Origin of the sequence: Intrasporangium oryzae NRRL B-24470 (assembly GCF_000576595.1) — a bacterium.
GTDB classification, from domain to species: Bacteria; Actinomycetota; Actinomycetes; order Actinomycetales; family Dermatophilaceae; genus Intrasporangium_C; species Intrasporangium_C oryzae.
Genome location: NZ_AWSA01000033.1, coordinates 13,969 through 35,984 on the forward strand (window position 1 = coordinate 13,969; position 22,016 = coordinate 35,984).

Below are 22,016 nucleotides of genomic sequence, written 5' to 3' on the forward strand. Positions count from 1 at the left end.
GACCGTGGAATACCGTGTCGCCATGAAGATCTCCGAGACGATCCACTACGACGCCTCCCCCGACACCGTCTTCGCGATGCTCACCGACGAGGGTTTCCAGGAGCGCAAGTGCCTCGACGCGGGCGCCGTCAGCCACGACACGACGATCACCACTGAGGGGTCGGGCGCCCGGATCGTGACCCACCGGGAGCTGCCCACCCACGACCTGCCCGACTTCGCCAAGTCGATCGTCGGCAGCAAGCTCGCGGTCACCGAGACCTACGCCTGGGGCCCGGCCGCGGCAGACACCTCGCGTGTCGGGGACCTCACGGTCCAGGTGTCCGGGGCGCCGGTCGTCATGCGGGCCAAGGTCGCGCTCGTTCCCAACGGCGGCGGAACCCGGATGCAGATCGACGGCGACCTCAAGGCCTCGATCCCGCTCCTCGGCGGCAAGGTCGAGAAGGCTTCGGCCCCGGCGGTCGTCGACGCGATCCACAGCGAGGGCCGGACCGGGCGTGGCTGGCTCGCCGAGCACGCCTGACCCACGGACTCCTTTCCGGCCGTATGCCGCTGTGCCGGGTCCGCGCCGACGCGCGGTCCCGGCCCAGCGGCATACGTGAGCCCCCTTGGGGGCCGGCCGTCCCCGGATCAGCCCATGTGCGGGTAGGTGTGGTTCGTCGGCGGGACGAACGTCTCCTTGATCGAGCGGACGCTCGTCCACCGCAGGAGGTTCTGCGCGGCGCCCGCCTTGTCGTTGGTGCCGGACGCGCGGCCGCCGCCGAAGGGCTGCTGGCCGACGACGGCACCGGTCGGCTTGTCGTTGATGTAGAAGTTGCCCGCGGCGAAGCGCAGCCGCTTCGTCGCGTCGGCGATGGCCCGGCGGTCCTGGGCGATGATCGAGCCCGTCAGGGCGTACGGCGCGAAGCCCTCCATCTGGTCGAGGACGGTGTCGTAGTCGGCGTCGGGGAAGACGTGGACGGACAGGATCGGGCCGAAGTACTCCGTCTTGAACGACTCGTCGGTCGCGTCGTCGACCTCGAGGACGGTCGGCCGCACGAAGTACCCCTCGGAGTCGTCGTAGGTCCCGCCGGCCAGGACCTCGATCGAGCTCGTCGCGTGGGCGCGGTCGATGGCGTCCTTGTGCTTGGCGAAGGCGCGGTCGTCGATGACGGCACCCATGAAGTTCGAGAGGTCGGTGACGTCGCCCTGGCGAAGCGAGGTGGTGATGTCGACGAGGTCGCCCTTGATCCGCTTCCACACGGAGGCGGGCACATAGGCGCGCGAGGCGGCCGAGCACTTCTGGCCCTGGAACTCGAAGGCGCCCCGGACCATCGCGGTGCGCAGGACGGCCGGGTCGGCGCTCGGGTGGGCGAGGATGAAGTCCTTGCCGCCGGTCTCGCCGACGAGGCGCGGGTAGGTGCGGTAGCGGTCGAGGTTGGCGCCGACCTCCGCCCAGAGGTGCTTGAAGACGGGGGTCGAGCCGGTGAAGTGGATGCCGGCGAGGTCCTCGTCGTGGAGCGCCACCTTGGACACCTCGGCGCCGTGGCCCGTCACGAGGTTGATGACGCCCGGGGGCATCCCCGCCTCCTCGAGCAGCTCCATCGTCAGCTGAGCCGCGAGTTGCTGGGTGACGGCGGGCTTCCACACGACGGTGTTGCCCATGAGCGCCGGCGCGGTCGGCAGGTTGCCGGCGATCGCCGTGAAGTTGAACGGGGTGATCGCGTAGACGAACCCCTCGAGCGAGCGGTAGTCGGAGCGGTTCCAGATGCCCTTGGCGTTGAGGGGCGGCTGCTCCTCGAGGATCGTGCGGGCGAAGTGGACGTTGAGGCGCCAGAAGTCGATGAGCTCGCACGCGGCGTCGATCTCCGCCTGGTATGCCGTCTTGCTCTGTCCGAGCATCGTCGCGGCGTTGAGCCGGGCCCGCCACGGTCCGGACAGGAGCTCGGCGGCCTTGAGCAGGATGGCGGCGCGGTCGTCGAAGGAGAGCTCACGCCAGCCGGGCGCGGCCGCCTTGGCGGCGTCGACCGCGCGGCGGGCGTCGTCGGTGGTCGCGTTGCGCAGGGTTCCGAGGACCTTCGCGTGCGCGTGCGGCTGGCGGACCGCGATCGCCTCGCCCGAGCCCATGACGCGCTCGCCGTCGATGGTGTGCGGCAGCTCGCGCTCGGTGCTCCCGAGCTCGGCCAGAGCGACCTCCAGCGCCGCGCGCTCGGGGGATCCCGGGGCGTAGTCGAGCACCGGCTCGTTGGCCGGTGCGGGCACGTGGGTCACTGCATCCATCCGCGTCTCCTTGGTTCGGTGGGCCTGGTTGGGCATGGTTGGGGGTGGCGGTGACGTCCCGGGTGCGCCGGCGGTCGGCCGGCCACCCGGGGACCTGCGCCCGGTTCGCGGGCGCAGGTGACGTCACCCCATCGTTCCACGTCCACCGAGCGGTCAGCGCAGGACCGTGATCCCCCACGGGTACCGGTAGCTCTCGCCACGGTTGGCCCGGACGGCCGCCGTGATGTGGAACCACAGGCTCGCGACGAAGGCGACGGCCCAGAGGATGATCGCGATCGGGATGCCGATGAGGGTGATGAAGAAGAGCCAGCCGACGATGGTCATGACCCAGATGACGAGGTTGAAGTTGAAGGCGCCCGCAGCCGCCTGCCGCACGAAGGCGCTCTTGTCCTTGTAGAGCGCCCAGACGACGAGCGGGCCGACGATCGAGAGCCAGCCGGCGGAGAGGACCGCCGCGGCCAGCGTCGAGACGTGGGCGATGACGGCCATCGAGCGCTCCTCACCGGAGACGGCGACGGCATCGGAGTACGGGTTCGGGGAGGTCGGTTCGTTCATGACTCGAGTCTGGTGCGCCAAGCCCCCTCACCGCCACGGAGGACTCCCCTGAGAGAGCCCTGATCCGACCCTGACTCGTCCCGGGCCCGACCCCGGTGGGGCCGGGTCCGGCGCGTTTCGGAACGTCGACGAGACGCGGGCTCAGGCGTCGGCGCGCACCGGCTCCTCGACGGCGAGCGAGCAGACGGCGCTCGCGTCGTCGTCGATGCCGAGGGTGCGGAAGAGGGTGCGGGCCAGCTCGAGGTGCCCCGTGGCGCTCGGGTGGAACGGGTCGTCGAGCCACCCAGCGGCCGGGGCGCCGTCTTCGGCGGACTCGGCCCAGTGCGCGGCGTGGTCGACGAGCACGACCCCGAGGTCTGCGGCGACGGAGCGGACCTGGTCGACGTAGGCCTCGAGCGCCTCGGGCGAGCGGCCACCCTCGGCGACGACTCCCGGCGGCGTCTGCAGGACGACCGTCGCCCCGACGTCGCGGCTGCGCTGCACGATCTGGTCGAGGCGGTAGCGGTAGCCCCGGACCCCGTCGGGACCGTCGAGCACGTCGTTGGTGCCGAACATGACGAACACCACGTCGGGCGCGAAACGACCTGCACGCCAGTGGAACTCGGGGAGCAGGTCCTCGGCGCGGCTTCCCGAGACACCCGAGTTGATGACGGCGTCGCTGAGCCGGCCGAGCTCGCCACGGACGCGCTCGGCGAAGTGCTCGACGTAGCCGCGACGGCCGCGGGTGTGGGTGACCGCCTGGGTGATGCTGTCGCCGAGGAAGACCCACGTGACCGGGGGGCCGGAGAGGACCTCCCGCAGACGGTCTGCGTCGCGGCGGGCGTACTCGTCAGCGGTGAAGTCCATTCGGGCACCGTAACAAGGGAGCACGGGCGGCCGTCCCCCCCGGACCACAGGGTGGACGGTCACGCCACGTTGCTGACCCCGTCGCGGCTCGGGACGGGCCAGGGAGCGGGGGCCTCGCCCCCGTGCAGGCTCGCCTCGACGGGGAGCCGGTCGACGAACCGCGCGATGGCGCCCCCGACGGCGCGGTCGGCGAGAACCCTGCGGTGGCCGAGACCGGCGGTCGAGTAGAGCTCGGCGCCCGGCCAGGCGGCGACGAGGGCGGCCGAGGCCGCGTGCTCGAGGTCGCGGTCGAGCAGGTCGTGCACGACCAGGAGGGCGGGTCGCTCGTGGGGGTCGAGGAGAGCGGGCAGCACGAGGTCGTCGACGGCATACCCGGTCCGCCTCAGGGAGCGCTCGGCGAGCCGGCGCTCGGTGCGGGCGCCGAAGCCGAGCTCCGTCCGGAAGCGGGCGAGCAGGTCGGGCACGCTCACGACGGGCGCCACCAGGACCAGTCGCTCGGCGGCGACCCAGCCGTCCCGCAGGGCGAGGACCGCACCGAGCGCGCCGAGCGAGTGCGCCACGACGGCCCGGGCCGGCCCGAAACGCGCGGCGACGGCGTCGAGCGACCTCCCCAGCTCGGCGGCATCGCTCGAGGTCGGCCCGTTGACGCCCGGGTCGGACGCGCCGTGGCTGAGGGCGTCGAACGCCACCACCCTGAGGCCGCGGTCGAGCAACGGTGCGACGAGCGGGACGAGCTGCTCGGCACTGCCGGCGCGGCCGTGGACGAGGTAGACCACCGGGCCCTCACCCCAGACCCAGCCGCGGATGGTCCGCCCGCGCAGCGTGACCGCGAAGGGCGCGCCGAGGAGCTCCCTGATCGTGGGCAGCCTGTCGCCGAGTCCCGTGGTGGCGGGAGCCCGGCCGGGGAGGCGGAACCAGACTCGTTCGGCCAGGCGCGCCCCGACGGACGGCGCGAGGCGCTCGAGGCTTCCGAAGCCGAGTCGCGTAAACGACCGAACGATCGTGCTTTTCTGGACCGAGAACTGAACCATTGACGTGACCTCTCCTGGTGGTGCCGAGCCCGGCCGGGCGTCAGGCGGTGGGAGCCGCGGCGGCGGCGCTGGATGACGGGGTGGACGTGAGCGCACCGACGGCCGGAGCAAGGGCCGGGGCGCCGACCACACGGCAGTCCGCGAGGAGCCGCTCGAAGGCCCGGCGAGCACGCTCGGCGGCCGCGTCGTCGCGCATGAGGCGCTTCGCGTGGTGGTGCGCGAGGATGATCCCCTCGAGCTCGTAGGCGAACTGTGCGGGGTCGACGTCGGGGCGGAAGTGCCCCTCCGTGATCGCGGTCCCGACGACGAGGCTGATGGACTCGAGCTTGTCGCGCTCGGCCCGGAGGAGCTCGTCACGGACGGCCCCCTCCTGGTCGTCGAACTCGCTCGCCGCGTTGACGAAGATGCACCCCCCGCCGTAGCCCTCGGACTGCCACGCGATCCAGTGGTCGAAGAACGCGCGGAGACGGGGCTCGCCCCGGGGGGCCTTGATGGCGGGGCGCAGGACGACGTCGCCGAAACGGTCACGGGCGCGCCGGAGGACCTCGACCTGGAGGGCCTCCTTGGAGTCGAAGTGGGCGTAGAGGCCGCTCTTGGACAGCTTCGTCGCCGCGGCGAGCGTCCCGATCGTCAGGCCGCCCAGCCCGACGAGGGATGCCAGCTCGGCCGCCTCGTCGAGGATCGCGGACTTCGTCTGCTCGCCCTTGTTCATGACACTAGAAAAGCACGATCGTTCGGTCGTGACAAGAGGTCACGATCACCCTTCGTCAGGAGCCGGGGGGATCTCCGCTCCCGTGGCGCCCGCCTGCCAGGCCCGCACCGTGTCGCGCCACACCGCGACGCTGTCGGGCATGAGGGTCTCCGGGTCGTCGTCGATGCGGCGGACCAGCTCGTCGAGGGTCACCCAGTCGCCCCATGCGACCTCCTCCGGCTGCCAGCGGATCAGGCCGTCCCACGTCGCGCAGAACCGGAAGGCGCGGTAGCGCGTCGCGTCGTCCGCGTAGTCGGCGACACCGAAGGACACGAGCGGGACACCCTCGATGCCGAGCTCCTCCGCGAGCTCGCGGACCGCACCGACGTCGGGCTCCTCCCCCGCCAGCACGACACCGCCGGCGGTGAAGTCGAGCAGGCCCGGGTAGACGTCCTTGGTCGAGGTCCGCCGGTGCAGGTAGACCCGCCCGCCGGAGTCGCGCACGACGATCGAGGAGGCTGCGTGGCGCAGGTTCTGGGCGCGCATGACCGAACGCTGAACCGCGCCGCACTCCCGCCCCGCGTCGTCGTAGAGAGCCACCAGCTCCTCCGCTGCCACTGCCGGACCTCAGCCGAAGAACGCGCGCACGTCGTCGAGCTCGGTGACGTCGTACCAGAGCAGCTCGTCCGCCTCGTCGTCGACGGCCCCGGCCGACACCGCGTCGTCGATGTGGAAGGAGGCGACCCGCGCGAGCGGCAGGGGGACCGTCAGGGCGACCATCGAGACGGTCCGGCCGTCGCGCGGTGCGACCCAGCTCGCGTCGGCGTCGGCCGCCGCGACGACCCGGCGGTCGCCGGGTGCCGAGCGAAGCGCCCCGGCCGCAGCCACGGCGTCGCTGAAGGCGGCGTACTCGAGGTCCTCGACGTCGAGGCCGGGCGCGCTGGCCTCGAGACCCCGGGTCACGGCATACGCGACCCGGGGCGTGCCCGGCCCGGCCGGGAGGGCACCCGCGGTGCCCAGCTCCTCGAGGTCAGGACGACCGAGCGGCACGTAGACGCGGACGACCGGCATCAGGACTCCCTCCCGCTCGACAGCTCGGCGAGCGACTCGACGATCGACTGGCCGAGGTCCCCGACGTCCGGCATCGCGTCGCGGTCGGCGTTGAGGCCGTAGTAGACGCCCCCGTTGTACGACGTGATCCCGATCGAGAGCGCCTGCCCCTTGGCGAGCGGCGTCACGGGATACGTCGAGACCATCTCGGCGTCACCGGCGTAGAGGGGGGTCTGCGGTCCGGGGACGTTGGTGATCATGACGTTGTAGAGCCGCCTCGACATCGCCGACCCGAGCCGGGCGCCGAGCGCGTGGAGGGTCGGCGGCGCGAACCCGGCGAGGTTGGCCAGAGACGTCGCCCCGACCGCCTGCCCGCCCTCCATCTGCTGGCGCATCGCGAACGCGATCTGGTGCAGGCGCATCGACGCCCCGGGCTCCCCGACGGGAAGGTTGACGACGCACGCCATGACCTGGTTGGCGTACATCCCGGACGGGTCGTCGCCATAGATGCTCACCGGGACCATCGCGCGCACGACCGTGCCGCTGCTGACCGGCTCGCCCCGGCCGAGGAGCCAGGTTCGGAACCCGCCGGCGATCGTCGCGAGGACGACGTCGTTGATCGTCACGTCCTCGGCGTAGGCGCCCCGGGCGAGACGCTTGCGCACGATGCGGTAGTCGTCGAGGTCGGTCGCGACCATGACCCAGCGACGGGCCGAGCCGATCTCGGCGTTGAGCGGCGAGGATGGAGCCGGGCGCGCCGCCGTGCGCGCCACGGTCGACAGGAAGGCCCCGGCCGACTCGAGGGCGCGGACGCCGACGTTGACCGCGTCGTTGACGCCGCCCCGCACGAGGTCGACGACCTGGGTGGGACGCCGGACGGCATCGACGAGGGCCTCGGTGACGAGCTCGACCGACGACGGCGCACGGCTCGGCTCCCAGCGGACCGGGAGGTCGGGCGAGCTCTCGTCGGGGGCCGGCTCGGGGACCGAGTCGACGATGACGTGGGCGATGTCGAGGGCGTTGACGCCGTCGATGAGCGCCTGGTGGGTCTTGGTCACGATGGCGAAGCGGCCGCCCTGGAGACCCTCGACGAGATAGACCTCCCAGAGCGGCCGCGTCCGGTCGAGCCGGCGCGGCTGGACCCTGGCGACGAAGTCCTGGAGCTGGCGGTCGCTCCCCGGCCGCGGCAGGGCGGCGCGCCGGACGTGGTAGCTCATGTCGAAGCCCTCGTCGTCGACCCAGACCGGGTTGCCGATGCGCCCGGGGACGTCGCGAACCTTCTGCCGGAACCGTGGGATGGCGCTCAGGCGGTTCTCGATGATGGTGACGAGCTGGTCGTAGTCGAAGCCGCTGTCGAGCGGCTCGAAGACCATGACCGACCCGATGTGCATCGCCGTCGTCGACTCCTCGAGGTAGAGGAACGACGCGTCGAGGGAGGTGAGCCGGTCGGACATGCTCACACTCTGCCAGAACGCTCCCCCTAGGATCGCAGCCATGCGCCTCCTCCGAGTCCTGCCGTATGCCGCATGCCTCCTCGCGCTGTCCGGTGCCGCCGCGTGCGGGGCCGGAGATACCCCGTCGGGGCCCGGCGCGGGTGGCGCCGTGAGCTCCACGGGTGGCGCGGGCACGACCGCAGCGAGCCGGCGTCTCGAGGTGACGATCTCGGGCACGACCGTGACCCCGGCACCCGCGCAGGTCGAGCTCGGGATCGGCCAGACGCTCGAGCTCGTCGTGACGAGCGACCACGACGACGAGCTGCACGTCCACGGCTTCGAGGTCGAGGCCCCGCTCAAGGCCGGGACCCCGACGACCGTGCGGCTGACCGGCACCACGGCCGGCCTCTACGAGGTCGAGACACACGACCCCGCCCTGACGCTGCTGACCGTCGCGGTCCGCTGAGCCGATGACCGACCCGACGAGCCTGACGACGGTGCTGCTGGCGCCCCACAGCGTCCACGCCCTCGTCCCCGCGCACGGTGTGGGCAGCCGCAGCGACCTGCCGCTCCCCTTCACCGCACTGGTCATCGGAGCGCTCGCCGCCCTGCTCATCTCGTTCCTCGCGATCGGCTTCCTGTGGCGCGAGCCGCGGCTGCGTCCGAGCGACGGCATCCTCCTGCCCGACGCGCTCGCCCGGGCCCTCGACTCCCGCTGGCTCCGCGGTCTGGCTCGGGCGGTCACGGCCGTCATCGTCCTCTGGACCCTCGTGGCCCTCGTGGCCGGTCCGGACTCGGCGAGGAACCCCGTCCCGAGTGTCATCTACGTGTGGTTCTGGGTCGGGCTGGCCTTCGGATCGATGCTCTTCGGCCCGATCTGGCGTGTCGTCAACCCGCTCCGGGCCCTCCATGCCGGGCTGCTCCGCCTGGCACGGGTCTCGCCCGACCTCGTGGCCCTGCAGTACCGGGCCGGCCTCTGGCCCGCCGCCCTCGGCCTGGGCGCCTTCACCTGGGTCGAGCTCATCGCCGAGGACAACACGAGCCTGCCGTTCCTCCGGCTCCTCGTCGGTGCCTTCGTCGCGATCTCCCTCCTCGGCTCGGCCCTCTTCGGCCGCGTGTGGTTCGACGAGGCTGACCCGTTCGAGGTGTGGTCGCGGCTGCTCGGCCTGCTCTCACCCCTGGGCCGGCGCGACGACGGCCGCTGGGGGCTGCGCACCCCGCTCCACGGTGTCAACACCCTCCGTGGCCAGCGGGGGCTCGTGGCCACCGTCGCCGTCATGCTGGGCAGCACGGCATACGACGGCTTCTCGGCCAACCTCTCGTGGGCGACGTTCGTGCAGACCTCGCCGCTCCCGGCGACCCTGCTCAAGACGGTGACGCTCGTCGGCTTCTTCGCCGCGGTCGCGGTCACGCTGTGGCTCGCGGCGCTCGTCTCGATGCGGCTCGCGGACCGGCCCGTCAGGGACTCGTTCGACTTCGTCAGCGACATCGCGCCCTCGCTCATCCCCATCGCGGCCGGGTATCTCGTCGCGCACTACTGGTCCCTCTGGGTCTACCAGGGGCAGCTCGCCTGGACCCTCATGACCGACCCGCTCGGCACGGGCGCCGACCTGCTCGGCACCGCCGGGCTCACCCCCGACGACGCGCTCATCCAGCCGACCCTCGTCGCGACGATCCAGGCGGTCAGCATCGTCGTCGGGCACCTGCTCGGCGTCGTCGCCGCCCATGAGCGCGCGGTCACCGTGCTCGACCGTCGCTCCGCCGTGATCGGCCAGATCCCGCTCATGGTCGTCATGGTCTTCTACACCGTGAGCGGGTTGACGATCCTCTTCGCGCCCTGAGGACGAGCCGAGGCGTCATCCTGCAGCCGGCACCCCCGCGGTCCGCCGCCAGCGCCGCCGTCGCACCCCGGCGCGACTCCGCGTCCAGGGCACGACCGCGTCTGCGAGGTCGGTGACGGCCCGACGGAGCGCCGAGTCCGGCGCCTGCTCGACGACCGACCGGCCGGCCAGGAGCGCCGCGTCGGTGGTCGAGGGGTCGTCGGGCAGGAAGCGCACCGCCTCGAGCCCCGCGAAACGCAGCAGGGAGTCGGCGATCCGCTCCTCGGGCCGCGAGCCGACGGCCGCGCTCCGGACGCGGTTGACGACGACGACCGGCTCGGGCGACGGGACGGTGCCGAGCTCCTGCAGGCCGCGGACGAACCGCTGGAGCGCGACGGGATCGGCACCGCCGACGGCGACGACGACGTCGGCCGTCGCGAGCGCCGTGAGCGTCGCCTCGTTGCGGCGCGGAGCCGCGGTGTCATAGCTCAGCTCCTCGTCGTCCTCGAGGCAGAAGCCGCAGTCGACGACGACCACGGGTGCGAGGACTCGTGCGAGCTCGATGACGCGTTCGAGGGCCGCGCCCCGCACCTCGGGCCACCGGTCGGCCCGGGGCAGGCCGGTGACGACGCGAAGGTGCGACGCGGCATACGGCGCGATCCGCGACAGGGACGGGAGGTCGAGGCCGCCGTGGTCGGCGGCCCGGCACGCGGCCGCGATCCCAGGCGCCTCGTCGAGCAGTCCGAGGACCTGGGCCACGGAGCCGCCGTAGGTGTCGGCGTCGACCAGGACGACCTCGGTCCCGCGTGAGGCCACCTCGACGGCGAGGTTGGTCGCGACGGTGGTGCGCCCGGGCGCCCCGGTGGGGCCCCACACCGCGACGACCCGCGACCGCGGCGCGTCGTCGCCGTGGACCGGAGCGCGGTCGGCGCCGGCGGGAAGCCAGCCGGGCTCGTCGGGCGACCGGGGCCCGACGGACGACCCGGGGTCAGCCACGCTCCCGGGCAGTGCCGTCGTGGCCTCGTCGAGACCGTCGGGCCACCCGCCGGTGCTCTCGTCGTCGAGGGCGGCGCCGATCCGGTCGGGATCGGCGTCCATCGGCAGGACGAGCGCGACGGCGAGCTGGCGAAGCCGGCGCTCGGCGGCCTCGTCGTCGGGCGGGACGAGCCCCACGACGCGCAGCCCCTGCTCCCGGACCCGGCGCACGACGCTGAGGTCGAGCCCCCGCAGGTCGTGGGACACGACGGCGACCTGCCCGATCCCGGCCTCGGCGACGGAGACCAGCTCGGCGACGTCGGCGCACCGGCGGGCGATCGTCACTCCCCGCACCCGTTCGAGCGCGGTCGCGACCAAGGACTCCCACTGGGGACTGAGCCCCGTGACCACCTCCGTCACGAGGCACCGTCCGTCGCGGTGCCGGGCACCGGGACGAGCGTCACCTTGGCCTCCGCGTCGACGGCCTCGACGAGGGCCTGGACCTTCCCCGCGGGGACGTACACCTGGACGGAGGTCGTCGCGGTGCCGCCGAGGCTGCCGCCCCTGGTCTGCACCGCCGCCACGGCGGCTCCCGCAAGCAGCTTGCGGGTCACCGGGTCGGCGTCGTCCAGACCCGAGCCGGTCTTGGGGGTGACGTAGACGTCGACCCGGCTGCCCCGGACGAGCCCTGCCGTCGACCCGGTGTCGGAGCGCACGGTGACCCGCTGCACCCGGACGGCGTCGGGCGCGCCGACCGCGGAGCGGGGGACGAGCTCGCCCGCTCTGACGTCGCGCAGGAGGTAGCTGCCCTCCGGTGCGGGCGCGTCGGCGGGCAGGTAGGCCACGACCCCCTCCCCGAGCCGGACGTCGACCCGGGTGAAGGACGACGCCGTGACCCGGTCACCCGCGACGAGGTCATCGGCTGCCACGTAGACCGGAGTGCGGTCGTCGGCGCTCGCCACCGCCTTGGCACCGAGCGTGGCGGAGAGCAGCACGAGGAGGATGCCGACGACGAGTCGGCTGTCCCTCCAGGACGGTCGTTGCAGGCGTTTCGCGGCAGGCCTGGCCAGCTCGGTCACCGAGCATCTCCCCCTGTGTGGTCGCTGTGAGTCATCTCTGAAGCGGCGACACCCGAGCCCGTCGGAGGCCGCGCGGGCTCATCCTGCCGCACTTGGACGCGGACCGCCTCACCAAGACCCAGCCTGTGGAAAAGCGGCCGAGACCGGCGGGAGATGTACCTAGGATGGAGTTGTCCACACCGTGTCCATCCATCTGGACGGCGGCGACGACAAAGATGCGGTCCCTCCGGGTAAGGAATGACCGAGCCGCGATGCGGCGACCGTTCGAAGGAGTCATGGTGACGCAGCAGCGCTTCCTGCAGCTGGCCGAGGTGTCCGAGATCCTCAACATCTCCTCTGCGCAGGCCTATGCGCTCGTGCGCTCCGGCGAGCTCCCCGCGATCAAGATCGGCGGCCGTGGGCAGTGGCGCGTCGAGACCACCGAGCTCGAGAACTACATCCAGCGGATGTACGCCGAGACGAAGTCGTTCGTCCGGGCCCACCCGTTCGGCGGCTCGATCGACGACTGACGGGATCCGTCAGAGGCGACGCACGGTCACGAGCGCCGCGAACGGGATGAGCTGCATCCCCACGACGTTCTCGGCGCGGCGTGGCGCGTCGGACGCGTGCTCCGCCAGCTCGAGGTGATCGGCGGCGACGACATCGATCGTCCCCGTGGTCAGGCGCCCGTCGAGGTCGAGGACCTCGACCGTGGCCCGGTCTCTGCTGACCGCCCGCAGCGCTGCACCGAGGGCGAACCGCTTGGCCACCACGGACGGCGCGTGGGTGCCGGTGCCCAGGCCCGACACCGCGCGGACGGAGCCGAGGGCCACGAGCTCCGGCCGGTCCGGCCGGGTCTCGAGGAGGAGCCAGTCGGGGCCGACGTCGACGAGCTCGCCGACCAGCACGCGTCCCGGGACACGGACCGACACCCGGCGCGTGCCGAGGCTCCCGAGCAGGCGGGAGTGCAGATCGACGGATGCGCGCTCCCGGCGCGTCCGGTCCGCGATCTCGGCCTCCTGACCGCGTGACTCGTCGCGCGTCAGCTGCGCCTCGAGGTCGTCGAACAGCCGCTCCCACCGCATTCGCGTCTCCCTGCCGTTTGCGCGCTCACCCCTCCGTCCTGGTGGAGGACCCGCCCAGCGTAGCGATGGTACGACCCGAGTGAGACCAAGTGAGGTATTCATTGACCAAACGCAAGCAAACTGCGTTAAATGCTCTCATGAAGCTCTCCTCGCCTACCGCGCCGACCACGACCGCTCCTCCGATGGGCGCCCCGGCCGCGACGGCCTGGGCGCGGCCCGGCGGAGCCGTCCTGCGGGCGCTCGTGAGCTGCGGACTGTGCCTCGTCGTGGCCCGTGTCTTCGCGCAGGTCGCTGTGACCGGGTGGCCGTCCGGCGCCGCCCGGGCCGATGACATCGTCCTCGCGCTCCTCGCCTGGGTCGGGATGGCCTGCGCCCTCTGGCTGGCCGTCGGCACGGCGCTCGTCGCCCTGGGCCGGGTGCCCGGGTTCGTCGGCAGCGCCTCCGCGGCCGTCGCCGCGCGCATCACCCCTCGACTCGTCAAGCAAGCGCTCGGGATGGCCCTCGGCGCCTCGGTCGGCACGCTGGCTCTACCCGCAGGTGCGGTCGCGGGCCCGCTGCCCGTCGCAGCCCCCAGCGCCACGTCCCCGACCCTGCCCGACCCCGGGTATCACCCCACGACGGAGGAGAGCGCCGTACCGGTCGGGACGGTCGGCTTCCCCGGCGCCGGCGCCCGGTTGGCCCCCGCGACCACGACGACGCCGCCGCCCGTGCCACCCACCCGGGACCCGACGACCACCGCATCGCCGGACGCCCTACCGGGGCCAGGATGGCGCCCGACGCGTCCCGCACCGGTCCTCGACCCGGAGCGAGCGACTCTCCTCGCCCCGGCTCCGCGGCTGCAGACGGCAACAGTCGAGCAAATCACCGTCCGGCGCGGCGACACCCTGTGGGCCATCGCGGCCCGACACCTCGGACCCGAGGCGACCGATGCCCAGGTCGCCCGCGAGTGGCCGCGGTGGTATGCCGCGAACGCCGGGGTCGTGGGAGACGACCCCGACTCCATCGAGCCGGGGACGCAGCTCGTCGCACCCGAGGTCCTCCCGCGATGAGCGGCGAACGACGGACGGCGGGCACGACGACGAACCCGCGCAAGGCCACCCGACGGCATACGGGCGACGTCCGGCACGAGGGCTTCACCGTGCGCCCGATCCCCCAGACGGCCCCGCAGATCATCTCGGCGGACGACGCCTGGCTCGGTCCCGCCCCCTACGCTCAGGAGGCGCTGGCTCTCGACTTCTTCCCTCCCGGGGACGAGGACTTCGACCGTCGGCCGACCCGGACGAGCCTGCTGCCCGACCCGACGCCCTTCGTCGCCCGGCTCTCGCAGGCCATCGTCGAGGTCGTCTCCGGCCAGCGGCCCGCTCCGCAGCTGATCCGGCACACCGCGCCGAGCCTCTACTCGGTCCTCGCCCGTCAGGCGATGGTGGCCGCGCGACGACAGCGCCAGGGCCCGCGGCGGCCGGCCGTCGTGCGCCGGGTCCGGCTGTGCGAGCCCGCCGACGGGATCGTGGAGGCGTGCGCCGTCGTCGTCTCGCACGGCCGGGTGCGCGCACTCGCCCTCCGGCTCGAGGGCCTCGACGGGCGTTGGCTCGTCACGGCGCTGACGATCGGCTGAGTCCGGCCGCAGACGGCGACGGCCGGGCGACCACGCGTGGGTGGTCGCCCGGCCGGCATCGGATCGGCAGACTCGTCAGCGGCGCTTGCGCTTGACCTTCTTGCCGCGTCGGTCGGCCCGGCGCTCGAAGGTCTGCTGGCCGCCCGTCTCGACGGCGCGACCGTCCTCGCCCGGGGCGGTGTAGCGCAGGGCCGAGGGGCGCTGCCCGTCGGCCGGCAGGTCGACGCCCGAGACCCGGACCCCGCCGTCGCCGAACGCACTCGAACCCCCGGCCGGAGCAGCCGCGGCCCCGGTGACATCGTCGGCAGCAAGTGCTCCGACGAGCTCGGAGACCGCCATCGGCGCCGCGCCGACCTGGGCCGGCGGCGGAGTGACCTCGACCTGGACGGAGAAGAGGTTGGCGACCGACTCCTCCTTGATCGCGTCCATCATCGCCTCGAAGAGCTGGTAGCCCTCGCGCTGGTACTCGATGAGAGGGTCGCGCTGGGCCATGGCCCGCAGGCCGATGCCCTCCTGGAGGTAGTCCATCTCGTAGAGGTGCTCGCGCCACTTGCGGTCGAGGACCGACAGGACGACGCGCCGCTCGACCTCACGCATCGTCTCGTCACCCAGGGTGGCCTCGCGCTGGTCGTAGGCGTGGTGGGCGTCGGACATGAGCTGCTCACGGAGCAGGTCGGCGGTGATCGACTGGCGGCCGCCGGCGAGCTCCTCGACCTGCTCGATCGTCACGGAGACGGGGAAGACCTGGCGCAGGGCGTCCCAGAGGCGCTCGAGGTCCCAGTCCCCGGCGAAGCCCTCGGCCGTGGCGGCGTCGACGTAGCCACCGACCACGTCGTTGACGAACATGCGCAGCTGCTCGTGGAGGTCCTCGCCCATGAGGACGGCGCGCCGCTCGTCGTAGATGACCTGACGCTGGCGGTTCATGACGTCGTCGTACTTGAGGACGTTCTTGCGGATCTCGTAGTTCTGGGCCTCGACCGCGCCCTGGGCCTTCTGGATCGAGTTCGTGACCATCTTGCTCTCGATCGGCACGTTGTCCTCCATGCCGGCGGTCTGCATGAAGCGGTCGACGAGGCCGGCGTTGAACAGGCGCATGAGGTCGTCGTGGAGCGAGAGGTAGAAGCGCGACTCGCCGGGGTCGCCCTGGCGGCCGGAGCGACCGCGGAGCTGGTTGTCGATACGGCGCGACTCGTGGCGCTCGGTACCGAGGACGTAGAGGCCGCCGAGCGCGGTGACCTCCTCGTGCTCGGCCGCGACGGCCTCCTCCGCCTTGGCGAGGGCCTCGTCCCACGCGGCTTCGTACTCCTCCGGGGTCTCCTCGGGGTCGAGGCCGCGACGCTTCAGCTCGGTGACGGCGCGGAACTCGGAGTTGCCGCCCAGCATGATGTCGGTGCCTCGACCGGCCATGTTGGTGGCGACCGTGACGGCGCCCTTGCGGCCGGCCTCGGCGACGATGGCGGCCTCGCGCTCGTGCTGCTTGGCGTTGAGGACCTCGTGCTTGATGCCGCGCTTCTTCAGCTGCTGCGAGAGGTACTCGCTCTTCTCGACGGACACGGTGCCGACGAGCACGGGTTGTCCGAGCGCGTGCCTCTCGACGATGTCGTCGACGACGGCGTCGAACTTGGCGACCTCGGTCCGGTAGACGAGGTCCGGCTGGTCCTTGCGGATCATCGGCCGGTTGGTCGGGATCGGGACGACGCCGAGCTTGTAGATCGAGTTGAGCTCCGCGGCCTCGGTCATGGCCGTACCGGTCATGCCGGAGAGCTTGTCGTACATGCGGAAGTAGTTCTGCAGGGTGATCGTCGCGAGGGTCTGGTTCTCGTTCTTGATCTCCACACCCTCCTTCGCCTCGATCGCCTGGTGCATGCCCTCGTTGTACCGGCGGCCGGGGAGCATGCGGCCGGTGTGCTCGTCGACGATGAGGATCTCGCCGTTCATGACGACGTAGTCCTTGTCCTTCTTGAACAGCTCCTTCGCCTTGATGGCGTTGTTGAGGTAGCCGATGAGGGGGGTGTTGACCGTGTCGTAGAGGTTGTCGATGCCGAGGAGGTCCTCGACCCGGGCGATGCCCGACTCGAGGACGCCGACGGTCCGCTTCTTCTCGTCGACCTCGTAGTCGCCGCGGCCGTCCTCGCCACGGCTCAGGCGCTGGACGATCCGCGCGAACTCGACGTACCACTTCGTCGCGAGGTCGGCCGGGCCGGAGATGATGAGCGGCGTGCGGGCCTCGTCGATGAGGATGGAGTCGACCTCGTCGACGATGCAGAAGTTGTGGCCGCGCTGGACGAGCTCGGACGGCTCCCACGCCATGTTGTCGCGCAGGTAGTCGAAGCCGAACTCGTTGTTGGTGCCGTAGGTGATGTCCTTGGCGTACTCCGCGCGGCGCTGCTCGGGGGTCATCGAGGCGAGGATGCAGCCGGTCTCCATGCCGAGGGCGCGGTGGACGCGGCCCATGAGCTCGGACTGGTACTCGGCGAGGAAGTCGTTGACCGTGATGACGTGCACGCCCTTGCCGGACAGCGCGTTGAGGTAGGACGGGAGGGTCGCGACGAGCGTCTTGCCCTCACCGGTCTTCATCTCGGCGACGTTGCCCTGGTGGAGAGCGGCGCCACCCATGAGCTGGACGTCGAAGTGGCGCTTGCCCAGGGTGCGCTTGCTCGCCTCCCGGACGGCGGCGAACGCCTCGGGGAGCAGGTCGTCGAGACTCTCACCGGCCTCGAGGCGCGCGCGGAAGTTGGGGGTCTCCTCGCGCAGCTCCTCGTCGGTGAGCTTCTCGAAGTCGGCCTCGAGGGCGTTCACCTGCTTGGCGATGCCCTGGAGCTTCTTCAGGGTCCGGCCCTCGCCAGCGCGAAGCAGCTTCTCGATGACCATCTGTGATCTCACTCCCGAATTCGTGTGGACCCGCCCGAGGGTGGGCGCCGTCGCCCGTGCTTCGTCACGGGACCCGCCTAGGCTAGCCGTCCCTGTGGCTCCTCGACCAACGCGCCACCGGCCACGTGGAGTTCCCCTGCGCCCGCCGGGCTCGGGACGGGCCCCTCCGGTATGCCGCCCGGCGCACTCGCGAGGCCACGGCGGGCCACGAGGACGGCGGGCGCAACGGCGAGCAGGAGCAGGCCCAGCGTGATGAAGGTGCCGCGCGGGCCGAGCTGTGTACCGAGGGCCCCGCCGAGGGCGAGGGCGAGTATCGAGGCACCCCGCGCCGCGCCGTTGAGGACCGCCATGACCCGTCCGCGCCAGGACTCGAGCGTCCGGCCCAGGGCGAGGACCGAGACGAGGGCGTTGACGACACCGTTCGCGCAGCCGAGGAGGGCGCCGAGGGGGAAGAGCATCCACAGGCTGCCGATCCGGCCGGTGGCGGCGACGCCGAGCCCCATCACGAGGATGGCGACCGAGGCACCCGTGAGCCGGCGCGCATCGGCGTCGAAGCGCCCGCCGAGGAGCGAGCCGGCGATGGTCCCGGCGGCGAACGCCGCGCCGGCCCAGCCGAAGGCGGTCCCACTGCCACCGAGCACGTGGGTGACGAGGAGTGGCTCGACGACGTTGACACCCTCACCGGCCAGCACGACGACCAGCAGCGCCGGCAGGAGCAGGCGCAGCACCGCATCCCGGCGCACGTAGGCGAGCCCGCCCCCCGCCGAGGGGGTCTGGTGCGGGGCCGGGGACAGCGGCATACGCCTCGCGCGGACCGCCCAGCCCGCGGCGACGAGGACGACGAACGTCGCCGTGTCGACGAGGAGCGCCCCGTGATAGCCGACCGCGTCGAAGAGCAGCCCGCCGACGGCCATGCCGATGAGGCCTCCCACGCCGGACAGCGCCATCTGCAGCCCGATCGCGCGGCCGACGAGCTCGTCGCCGACGATGCGGGGCACCAAGGCCGACCAGGCGGGGCCGGTGACCGCCTGGCCCGCTTGAAGGACCGCGACGAGGGCGAGCGTCACAGCGAAGCCGGAGGTCGAGCCGAGGTCGGGTCCGACCACGAGGCCGAGCGAGGCGGCCGCCTGGAGCAGCCCACCGGCGACGAGGACCCGGCGCGAGTCGTAGCGGTCGGCCAGGCGCCCGGCGACGCCCGCCAGCAGCAGGATCGGCGCGCCGAAGGCCATGAAGAGAGCGGTGAGGCGACTGGCATCCCCACTCTCCGATACCGCGAGCGCGAGGACGGCCACGGTGATCGTGTCGCCCATGACGGACAGGGCCCGGGCCGGAAGGGCGATGCGGAGGTCGCGGACCGCCCAGAGCGAAGGAGACGTGGATTCGTGAAGGGTTTGCTTCATAACTGTGAAGGTAATGCTTCACAAATGCGGCCGTCAAGCCCCTTTCCGCGCCTACGATGAGCGTCATGGCGACGGAGCAGGGAGCGCGCAGGCAGGTCACCATCACCGACCCACGCGCCCTGAAGGCTCTCGCCCACCCGGCGCGACAGCGGCTCATACGCCTGCTCGCCGCCGGCGAGGTCATCACCGCCACCGAGGCCGCCACGCTCGTCGGGATGTCTCCGTCGGCCGTCAGCCACCACCTGCGCCAGCTCGAGAAGTACGGGCTGGCCGAGCGCGCCGAGGCGACCGGCGACGGGCGGGAGCGGCCGTGGCGGATCGGCGCCGACTCGATCGGACTCAACCCGGCACCCGGCGACGAGGTCGGGACGATCGCGACCCAGTCGATCGTCGGGCTCGAGATCACCGACCTGATCGACCGGCTCGAGGCACACCAGGGCCAGCCGCCGGACCCCTGGGGCAGCTACATCGGCCTCGGGCGCCGCGACTTCTGGCTCACGCGGGACGAGGTCGAGATGATCCGGGACCGCCTCGAGGAGCTGCTCGCCGACTTCGACCGGACCCGCTCGACGCGCTCACACCCGGAAGGAGCCCGGAGGCACACCCTGCTCGTCTCGTTCGTCCCCAACGAGGGCGTGAGCCTGCTGGACGGCGCCCGCGCCGCCGACGGGGACGCCGACCGGGACGCCGTCCGGGACGCCGGCGCGGAGGTCGGCGCCGAGGTCGGCCGGGACGGATAGCGCGTCGTCAGGCCCCGACGTAGGCGGCCAGGTGCTCCCCGGTCAGGGTCGAGCGGGCGGCGACGAGATCGGCAGGCGTTCCCTCGAAGACAACGCGGCCGCCGTCATGGCCGGCGCCCGGTCCGAGGTCGATGATCCAGTCTGCGTGGGCCATGACCGCCTGGTGGTGCTCGATGACGACCACCGACTTGCCCGAGTCGACGAGCCGGTCGAGCAGGCCGAGCAGCTGGTCGACGTCGGCCAGGTGCAGGCCCGTCGTCGGCTCGTCGAGGACGTAGACGCCGCCCTGCTCGCCGAGGTGGGTCGCGAGCTTGAGCCGCTGCCGCTCGCCGCCGGAGAGGGTCGTGAGCGGCTGGCCGAGCGTGAGGTAACCGAGGCCGACGTCGGCCAGGCGCTCGAGGATCTTGTGCGCCGCCGGCGTGCGGGCCTCGCCGTCGGCGAAGAAGCCGAGCGCCTCGTCCACCGACAGGTCGAGCACGTCGGCGATGTTGCGGCCACCGAGCTCATAGCCGAGCACCGCCGCCTGGAAGCGCCGGCCCTCGCACTCCTCACACGTCGACTCGACGGTCGCCATGACGCCGAGCTCGGTGTAGATGACGCCGGCGCCGTTGCATGCCGGGCAGGCGCCCTCGGAGTTGGAGCTGAAGAGGGCGGGCTTGACGCCGTTGGCCTTGGCGAACGCCTTGCGGATGGGCTCGAGCAGGCCGGTGTAGGTGGCCGGGTTGCTCCGGCGCGAGCCCCGGATGGCCCCCTGGTCGACGACGACGACGCCGTCGCGCCCTTCGACGGAGCCGTGGACGAGCGAGCTCTTGCCCGAGCCGGCGACGCCGGTGACGACACAGAGGACCCCGAGCGGGAGGTCGACGTCGACGTCGCGCAGGTTGTGGGTGGAGGCGCCGCGGATCTCCAGAGCGCCCTTCGCCTCGCGCACGGTCTCCTTGAGGATGATCCGGTCGTCGAGGTGGTGCCCGGTGACCGTGTCGCTGGCGCGCAGCCCCTCCACGGTGCCCTCGTAGACGACCCGACCGCCGCCGCTGCCGGCGCCAGGCCCGAGGTCGACGACGTGGTCCGCGATGGAGATCATCTCCGGCTTGTGCTCGACGACGAGGACGGTGTTGCCCTTGTCGCGGAGCTGGGCCAGCAGCGCGTTCATCCGCTGGATGTCGTGGGGGTGCAGGCCGATGCTCGGCTCGTCGAAGACATAGGTGACGTCGGTCAGGGACGAGCCGAGGTGGCGGATCATCTTCGTGCGCTGCGCCTCGCCGCCCGAGAGGGTGCCCGCCGGCCGCTCCAGCGACAGGTAGCCGAGGCCGATCTCGGCGAAGGAGTCGAGCAGGTGCTGCAGGCCCTTGAGCAGTGGCGCGACCGACGGCTCCTCCATCCCCCGCAGCCACTCGGCGAGGTCCGTGATCTGCATGGAGCACAGGTCGGCGATGTTCTTGCCCCGGATCCTCGACGACAGCGCCTCCTTGGACAGGCGGGTGCCGTCGCAGTCGGGGCACGTCGTGAAGGTGACCGCCCGCTCGACGAACCGGCGCACGTGCGGCTGCATCGCGTCGAGGTCCTTGGACAGCATCGACTTCTGGATCTTGCTGAGCACGCCCTCGTAGGTGAGGTTGACGCCCTCGACCTTGATCCGCTCCGGCTGGCCGTGGAGCAGCTTCTCCCGCTGCTTGTCGGTGAACTTCCCGATCGGCTTGTCCATCGGCAGACCTGCACCGGCGAAGATGCGGCCGTACCACCCGTCCATGCTGTAGCCGGGGACGAGCAGCGCCCCCTCCGACAGCGACTTGCTCTCGTCGTAGATCGCGGTGAGGTCGAAGTCGTTGACCGACCCCATCCCCTCGCACCGCGGGCACATACCGCCTTGGTAGACGGCCTCGCGCACCACCGAGGTCTCCGTGTGGCTGCCCCGGTCGGTCTTCATGACCCCGCTCGCGACCCGGGTCGGCACGTTGAAGGCGAACGCCGTGGGCGGCCCGATGTGCGGCGTGCCGAGGCGGCTGAAGAGGATCCGGAGCATCGCGTTCGCGTCGGTCGCCGTCCCGACGGTCGAGCGCGGGTTGGCGCCCATCCGCTCCTGGTCGACGATGATCGCCGTCGTCAGCCCCTCGAGCAGGTCCACGTCGGGCCGCGCGAGCGAGGGCATGAAGCCCTGGACGAACGCGCTGTAGGTCTCGTTGATGAGTCGCTGCGACTCGGCCGCGATCGTCGCGAAGACGAGCGAGCTCTTGCCCGAGCCGGAGACCCCCGTGAACACGGTGAGCCGCCGCTTGGGCAGCTCGACGCTGACGTCCTTGAGGTTGTTGACCCGCGCGCCGACGACCCGGATGAGATCGTGGCCGTCGGCCGGGCGCTGCACGGCCGTCGATGCGGCCGTCTTCGTGGCGGTGCTCATCGTGCCTCCATCTCTCGGGCCGGCCGGCTCAGGCCAACCAGCGGCCGCCGCGCATCAGCTCGCGGTCGTCGAGCTCGTTCTCCTCGCGCCAGGCCTGGATGCGGCGCGGGGAGACGAGGAACCAACGGTACGTCGTGCCGAGGTCGCACGGGTCGAAGCCCGTGCGTGCGGCGAAGCGGTCGCCACGCTCCG

At 72.1% G+C, this 22,016-nt stretch carries 21 protein-coding genes; 7 read left to right on the forward strand and 14 right to left on the reverse strand.

The genetic code is table 11. The annotated features are described in order from the left end of the window. Positions 1-22 precede the first annotated feature (22 nt). Positions 23-520, forward strand: a complete 498-nt coding sequence (locus N865_RS14605; RefSeq protein WP_034807408.1) for a DUF2505 domain-containing protein — start codon at positions 23-25, stop codon at positions 518-520. A gap of 107 nt (positions 521-627) precedes the next feature. Here the strand turns inward: N865_RS14605 and pruA are convergent, their stop codons facing one another. The 8 genes from pruA to N865_RS14645 all read right to left on the reverse strand — a co-directional run bounded on the left by pruA (position 628) and on the right by N865_RS14645 (position 7,883). Next, the gene (gene pruA, locus N865_RS14610; protein ID WP_034807411.1) at positions 628-2,256 is read right to left on the reverse strand and encodes an L-glutamate gamma-semialdehyde dehydrogenase; all 1,629 of its coding nucleotides are present in this window, start codon (positions 2,254-2,256) and stop codon (positions 628-630) included. 153 nt (positions 2,257-2,409) lie between these two features. Next, positions 2,410-2,811 (reverse strand): DUF4870 domain-containing protein, encoded by a 402-nt coding sequence (locus N865_RS14615; protein ID WP_034807414.1) that lies wholly within the window; start codon positions 2,809-2,811, stop codon positions 2,410-2,412. Positions 2,812-2,952: 141 nt separating this feature from the next. Further along, positions 2,953-3,657, reverse strand: a complete 705-nt coding sequence (locus N865_RS14620; RefSeq protein WP_034807416.1) for an SGNH/GDSL hydrolase family protein — start codon at positions 3,655-3,657, stop codon at positions 2,953-2,955. 59 nt (positions 3,658-3,716) lie between these two features. Beyond that, positions 3,717-4,688, reverse strand: coding sequence for an alpha/beta hydrolase (locus N865_RS14625; protein WP_051510618.1), 972 nt, complete (start codon positions 4,686-4,688; stop codon positions 3,717-3,719). Between the two features lie 40 nt (positions 4,689-4,728). Beyond that, the gene (locus tag N865_RS14630; RefSeq protein WP_084328258.1) at positions 4,729-5,400 is read right to left on the reverse strand and encodes a TetR/AcrR family transcriptional regulator; all 672 of its coding nucleotides are present in this window, start codon (positions 5,398-5,400) and stop codon (positions 4,729-4,731) included. A gap of 45 nt (positions 5,401-5,445) precedes the next feature. Next, positions 5,446-5,925 (reverse strand): NUDIX domain-containing protein, encoded by a 480-nt coding sequence (locus tag N865_RS14635; protein WP_084328261.1) that lies wholly within the window; start codon positions 5,923-5,925, stop codon positions 5,446-5,448. 81 nt (positions 5,926-6,006) lie between these two features. Continuing rightward, a complete protein-coding gene (locus N865_RS14640; RefSeq protein WP_034807419.1) occupies positions 6,007-6,450 on the reverse strand; it encodes a DUF6912 family protein in 444 nt (147 codons plus the stop codon). Then, positions 6,450-7,883, reverse strand: a complete 1,434-nt coding sequence (locus N865_RS14645) for a WS/DGAT/MGAT family O-acyltransferase (protein ID WP_034807421.1) — start codon at positions 7,881-7,883, stop codon at positions 6,450-6,452. Before N865_RS14645 ends, N865_RS14640 begins: the two co-directional genes overlap by 1 nt. Positions 7,884-7,923: 40 nt before the next feature. Between N865_RS14645 and N865_RS14650 the strand changes: the two genes are divergently transcribed. Together N865_RS14650 and N865_RS14655 are read left to right on the forward strand one after the other, a co-directional pair. Continuing rightward, positions 7,924-8,328, forward strand: a complete 405-nt coding sequence (locus tag N865_RS14650; RefSeq protein ID WP_034807423.1) for a hypothetical protein — start codon at positions 7,924-7,926, stop codon at positions 8,326-8,328. A gap of 4 nt (positions 8,329-8,332) precedes the next feature. After that, positions 8,333-9,703, forward strand: a complete 1,371-nt coding sequence (locus N865_RS14655) for a hypothetical protein (protein ID WP_245603775.1) — start codon at positions 8,333-8,335, stop codon at positions 9,701-9,703. Positions 9,704-9,718: 15 nt separating this feature from the next. Here the strand turns inward: N865_RS14655 and N865_RS14660 are convergent, their stop codons facing one another. Both N865_RS14660 and N865_RS14665 read right to left on the reverse strand, forming a co-directional pair. After that, positions 9,719-11,077: an AAA family ATPase gene (locus tag N865_RS14660; protein ID WP_051510620.1), complete on the reverse strand. Its 1,359-nt coding sequence runs from the start codon at positions 11,075-11,077 to the stop codon at positions 9,719-9,721. Beyond that, complete coding sequence (locus tag N865_RS14665; protein WP_034807426.1) at positions 11,074-11,736, reverse strand: SAF domain-containing protein; 663 nt, start codon at positions 11,734-11,736, stop codon at positions 11,074-11,076. The genes N865_RS14660 and N865_RS14665 overlap by 4 nt, the downstream gene beginning before the upstream one ends. A 275-nt stretch (positions 11,737-12,011) precedes the next feature. Here N865_RS14665 and N865_RS14670 point away from each other — a divergent pair, with 275 nt between their 5' ends. Beyond that, a complete protein-coding gene (locus N865_RS14670) occupies positions 12,012-12,245 on the forward strand; it encodes a helix-turn-helix domain-containing protein (RefSeq protein WP_034807428.1) in 234 nt (77 codons plus the stop codon). A 9-nt stretch (positions 12,246-12,254) separates the two neighbouring features. Here N865_RS14670 and N865_RS14675 read toward each other — a convergent pair whose 3' ends face one another. Then, entirely contained in the window at positions 12,255-12,800 is a 546-nt protein-coding gene (locus N865_RS14675) for a hypothetical protein (protein ID WP_034807431.1), read from the reverse strand. Between the two features lie 137 nt (positions 12,801-12,937). On the opposite strand from N865_RS14675, the gene N865_RS22785 reads away from it, so the two are divergent. Both N865_RS22785 and N865_RS14685 read left to right on the forward strand, forming a co-directional pair. Then, complete coding sequence (locus N865_RS22785; protein ID WP_157557714.1) at positions 12,938-13,849, forward strand: LysM peptidoglycan-binding domain-containing protein; 912 nt, start codon at positions 12,938-12,940, stop codon at positions 13,847-13,849. Continuing rightward, complete coding sequence (locus N865_RS14685) at positions 13,846-14,415, forward strand: Rv3235 family protein (protein WP_051510625.1); 570 nt, start codon at positions 13,846-13,848, stop codon at positions 14,413-14,415. The genes N865_RS22785 and N865_RS14685 overlap by 4 nt, the downstream gene beginning before the upstream one ends. Positions 14,416-14,490: 75 nt before the next feature. On the opposite strand, the gene secA is transcribed toward N865_RS14685, so the two are convergent. Together secA and N865_RS14695 are read right to left on the reverse strand one after the other, a co-directional pair. Next, complete coding sequence (secA, locus tag N865_RS14690) at positions 14,491-17,286, reverse strand: preprotein translocase subunit SecA (RefSeq protein ID WP_034807433.1); 2,796 nt, start codon at positions 17,284-17,286, stop codon at positions 14,491-14,493. A gap of 77 nt (positions 17,287-17,363) precedes the next feature. Beyond that, positions 17,364-18,686 (reverse strand): MFS transporter, encoded by a 1,323-nt coding sequence (locus tag N865_RS14695; RefSeq protein ID WP_034807435.1) that lies wholly within the window; start codon positions 18,684-18,686, stop codon positions 17,364-17,366. A gap of 65 nt (positions 18,687-18,751) precedes the next feature. On the opposite strand from N865_RS14695, the gene N865_RS21890 reads away from it, so the two are divergent. Further along, positions 18,752-19,426: an ArsR/SmtB family transcription factor gene (locus N865_RS21890; RefSeq protein ID WP_051510627.1), complete on the forward strand. Its 675-nt coding sequence runs from the start codon at positions 18,752-18,754 to the stop codon at positions 19,424-19,426. A 7-nt stretch (positions 19,427-19,433) separates the two neighbouring features. On the opposite strand, the gene N865_RS14705 is transcribed toward N865_RS21890, so the two are convergent. After that, positions 19,434-21,824: an ATP-binding cassette domain-containing protein gene (locus N865_RS14705; RefSeq protein WP_034807437.1), complete on the reverse strand. Its 2,391-nt coding sequence runs from the start codon at positions 21,822-21,824 to the stop codon at positions 19,434-19,436. Between the last annotated feature and the right edge of the window lie 192 nt (positions 21,825-22,016).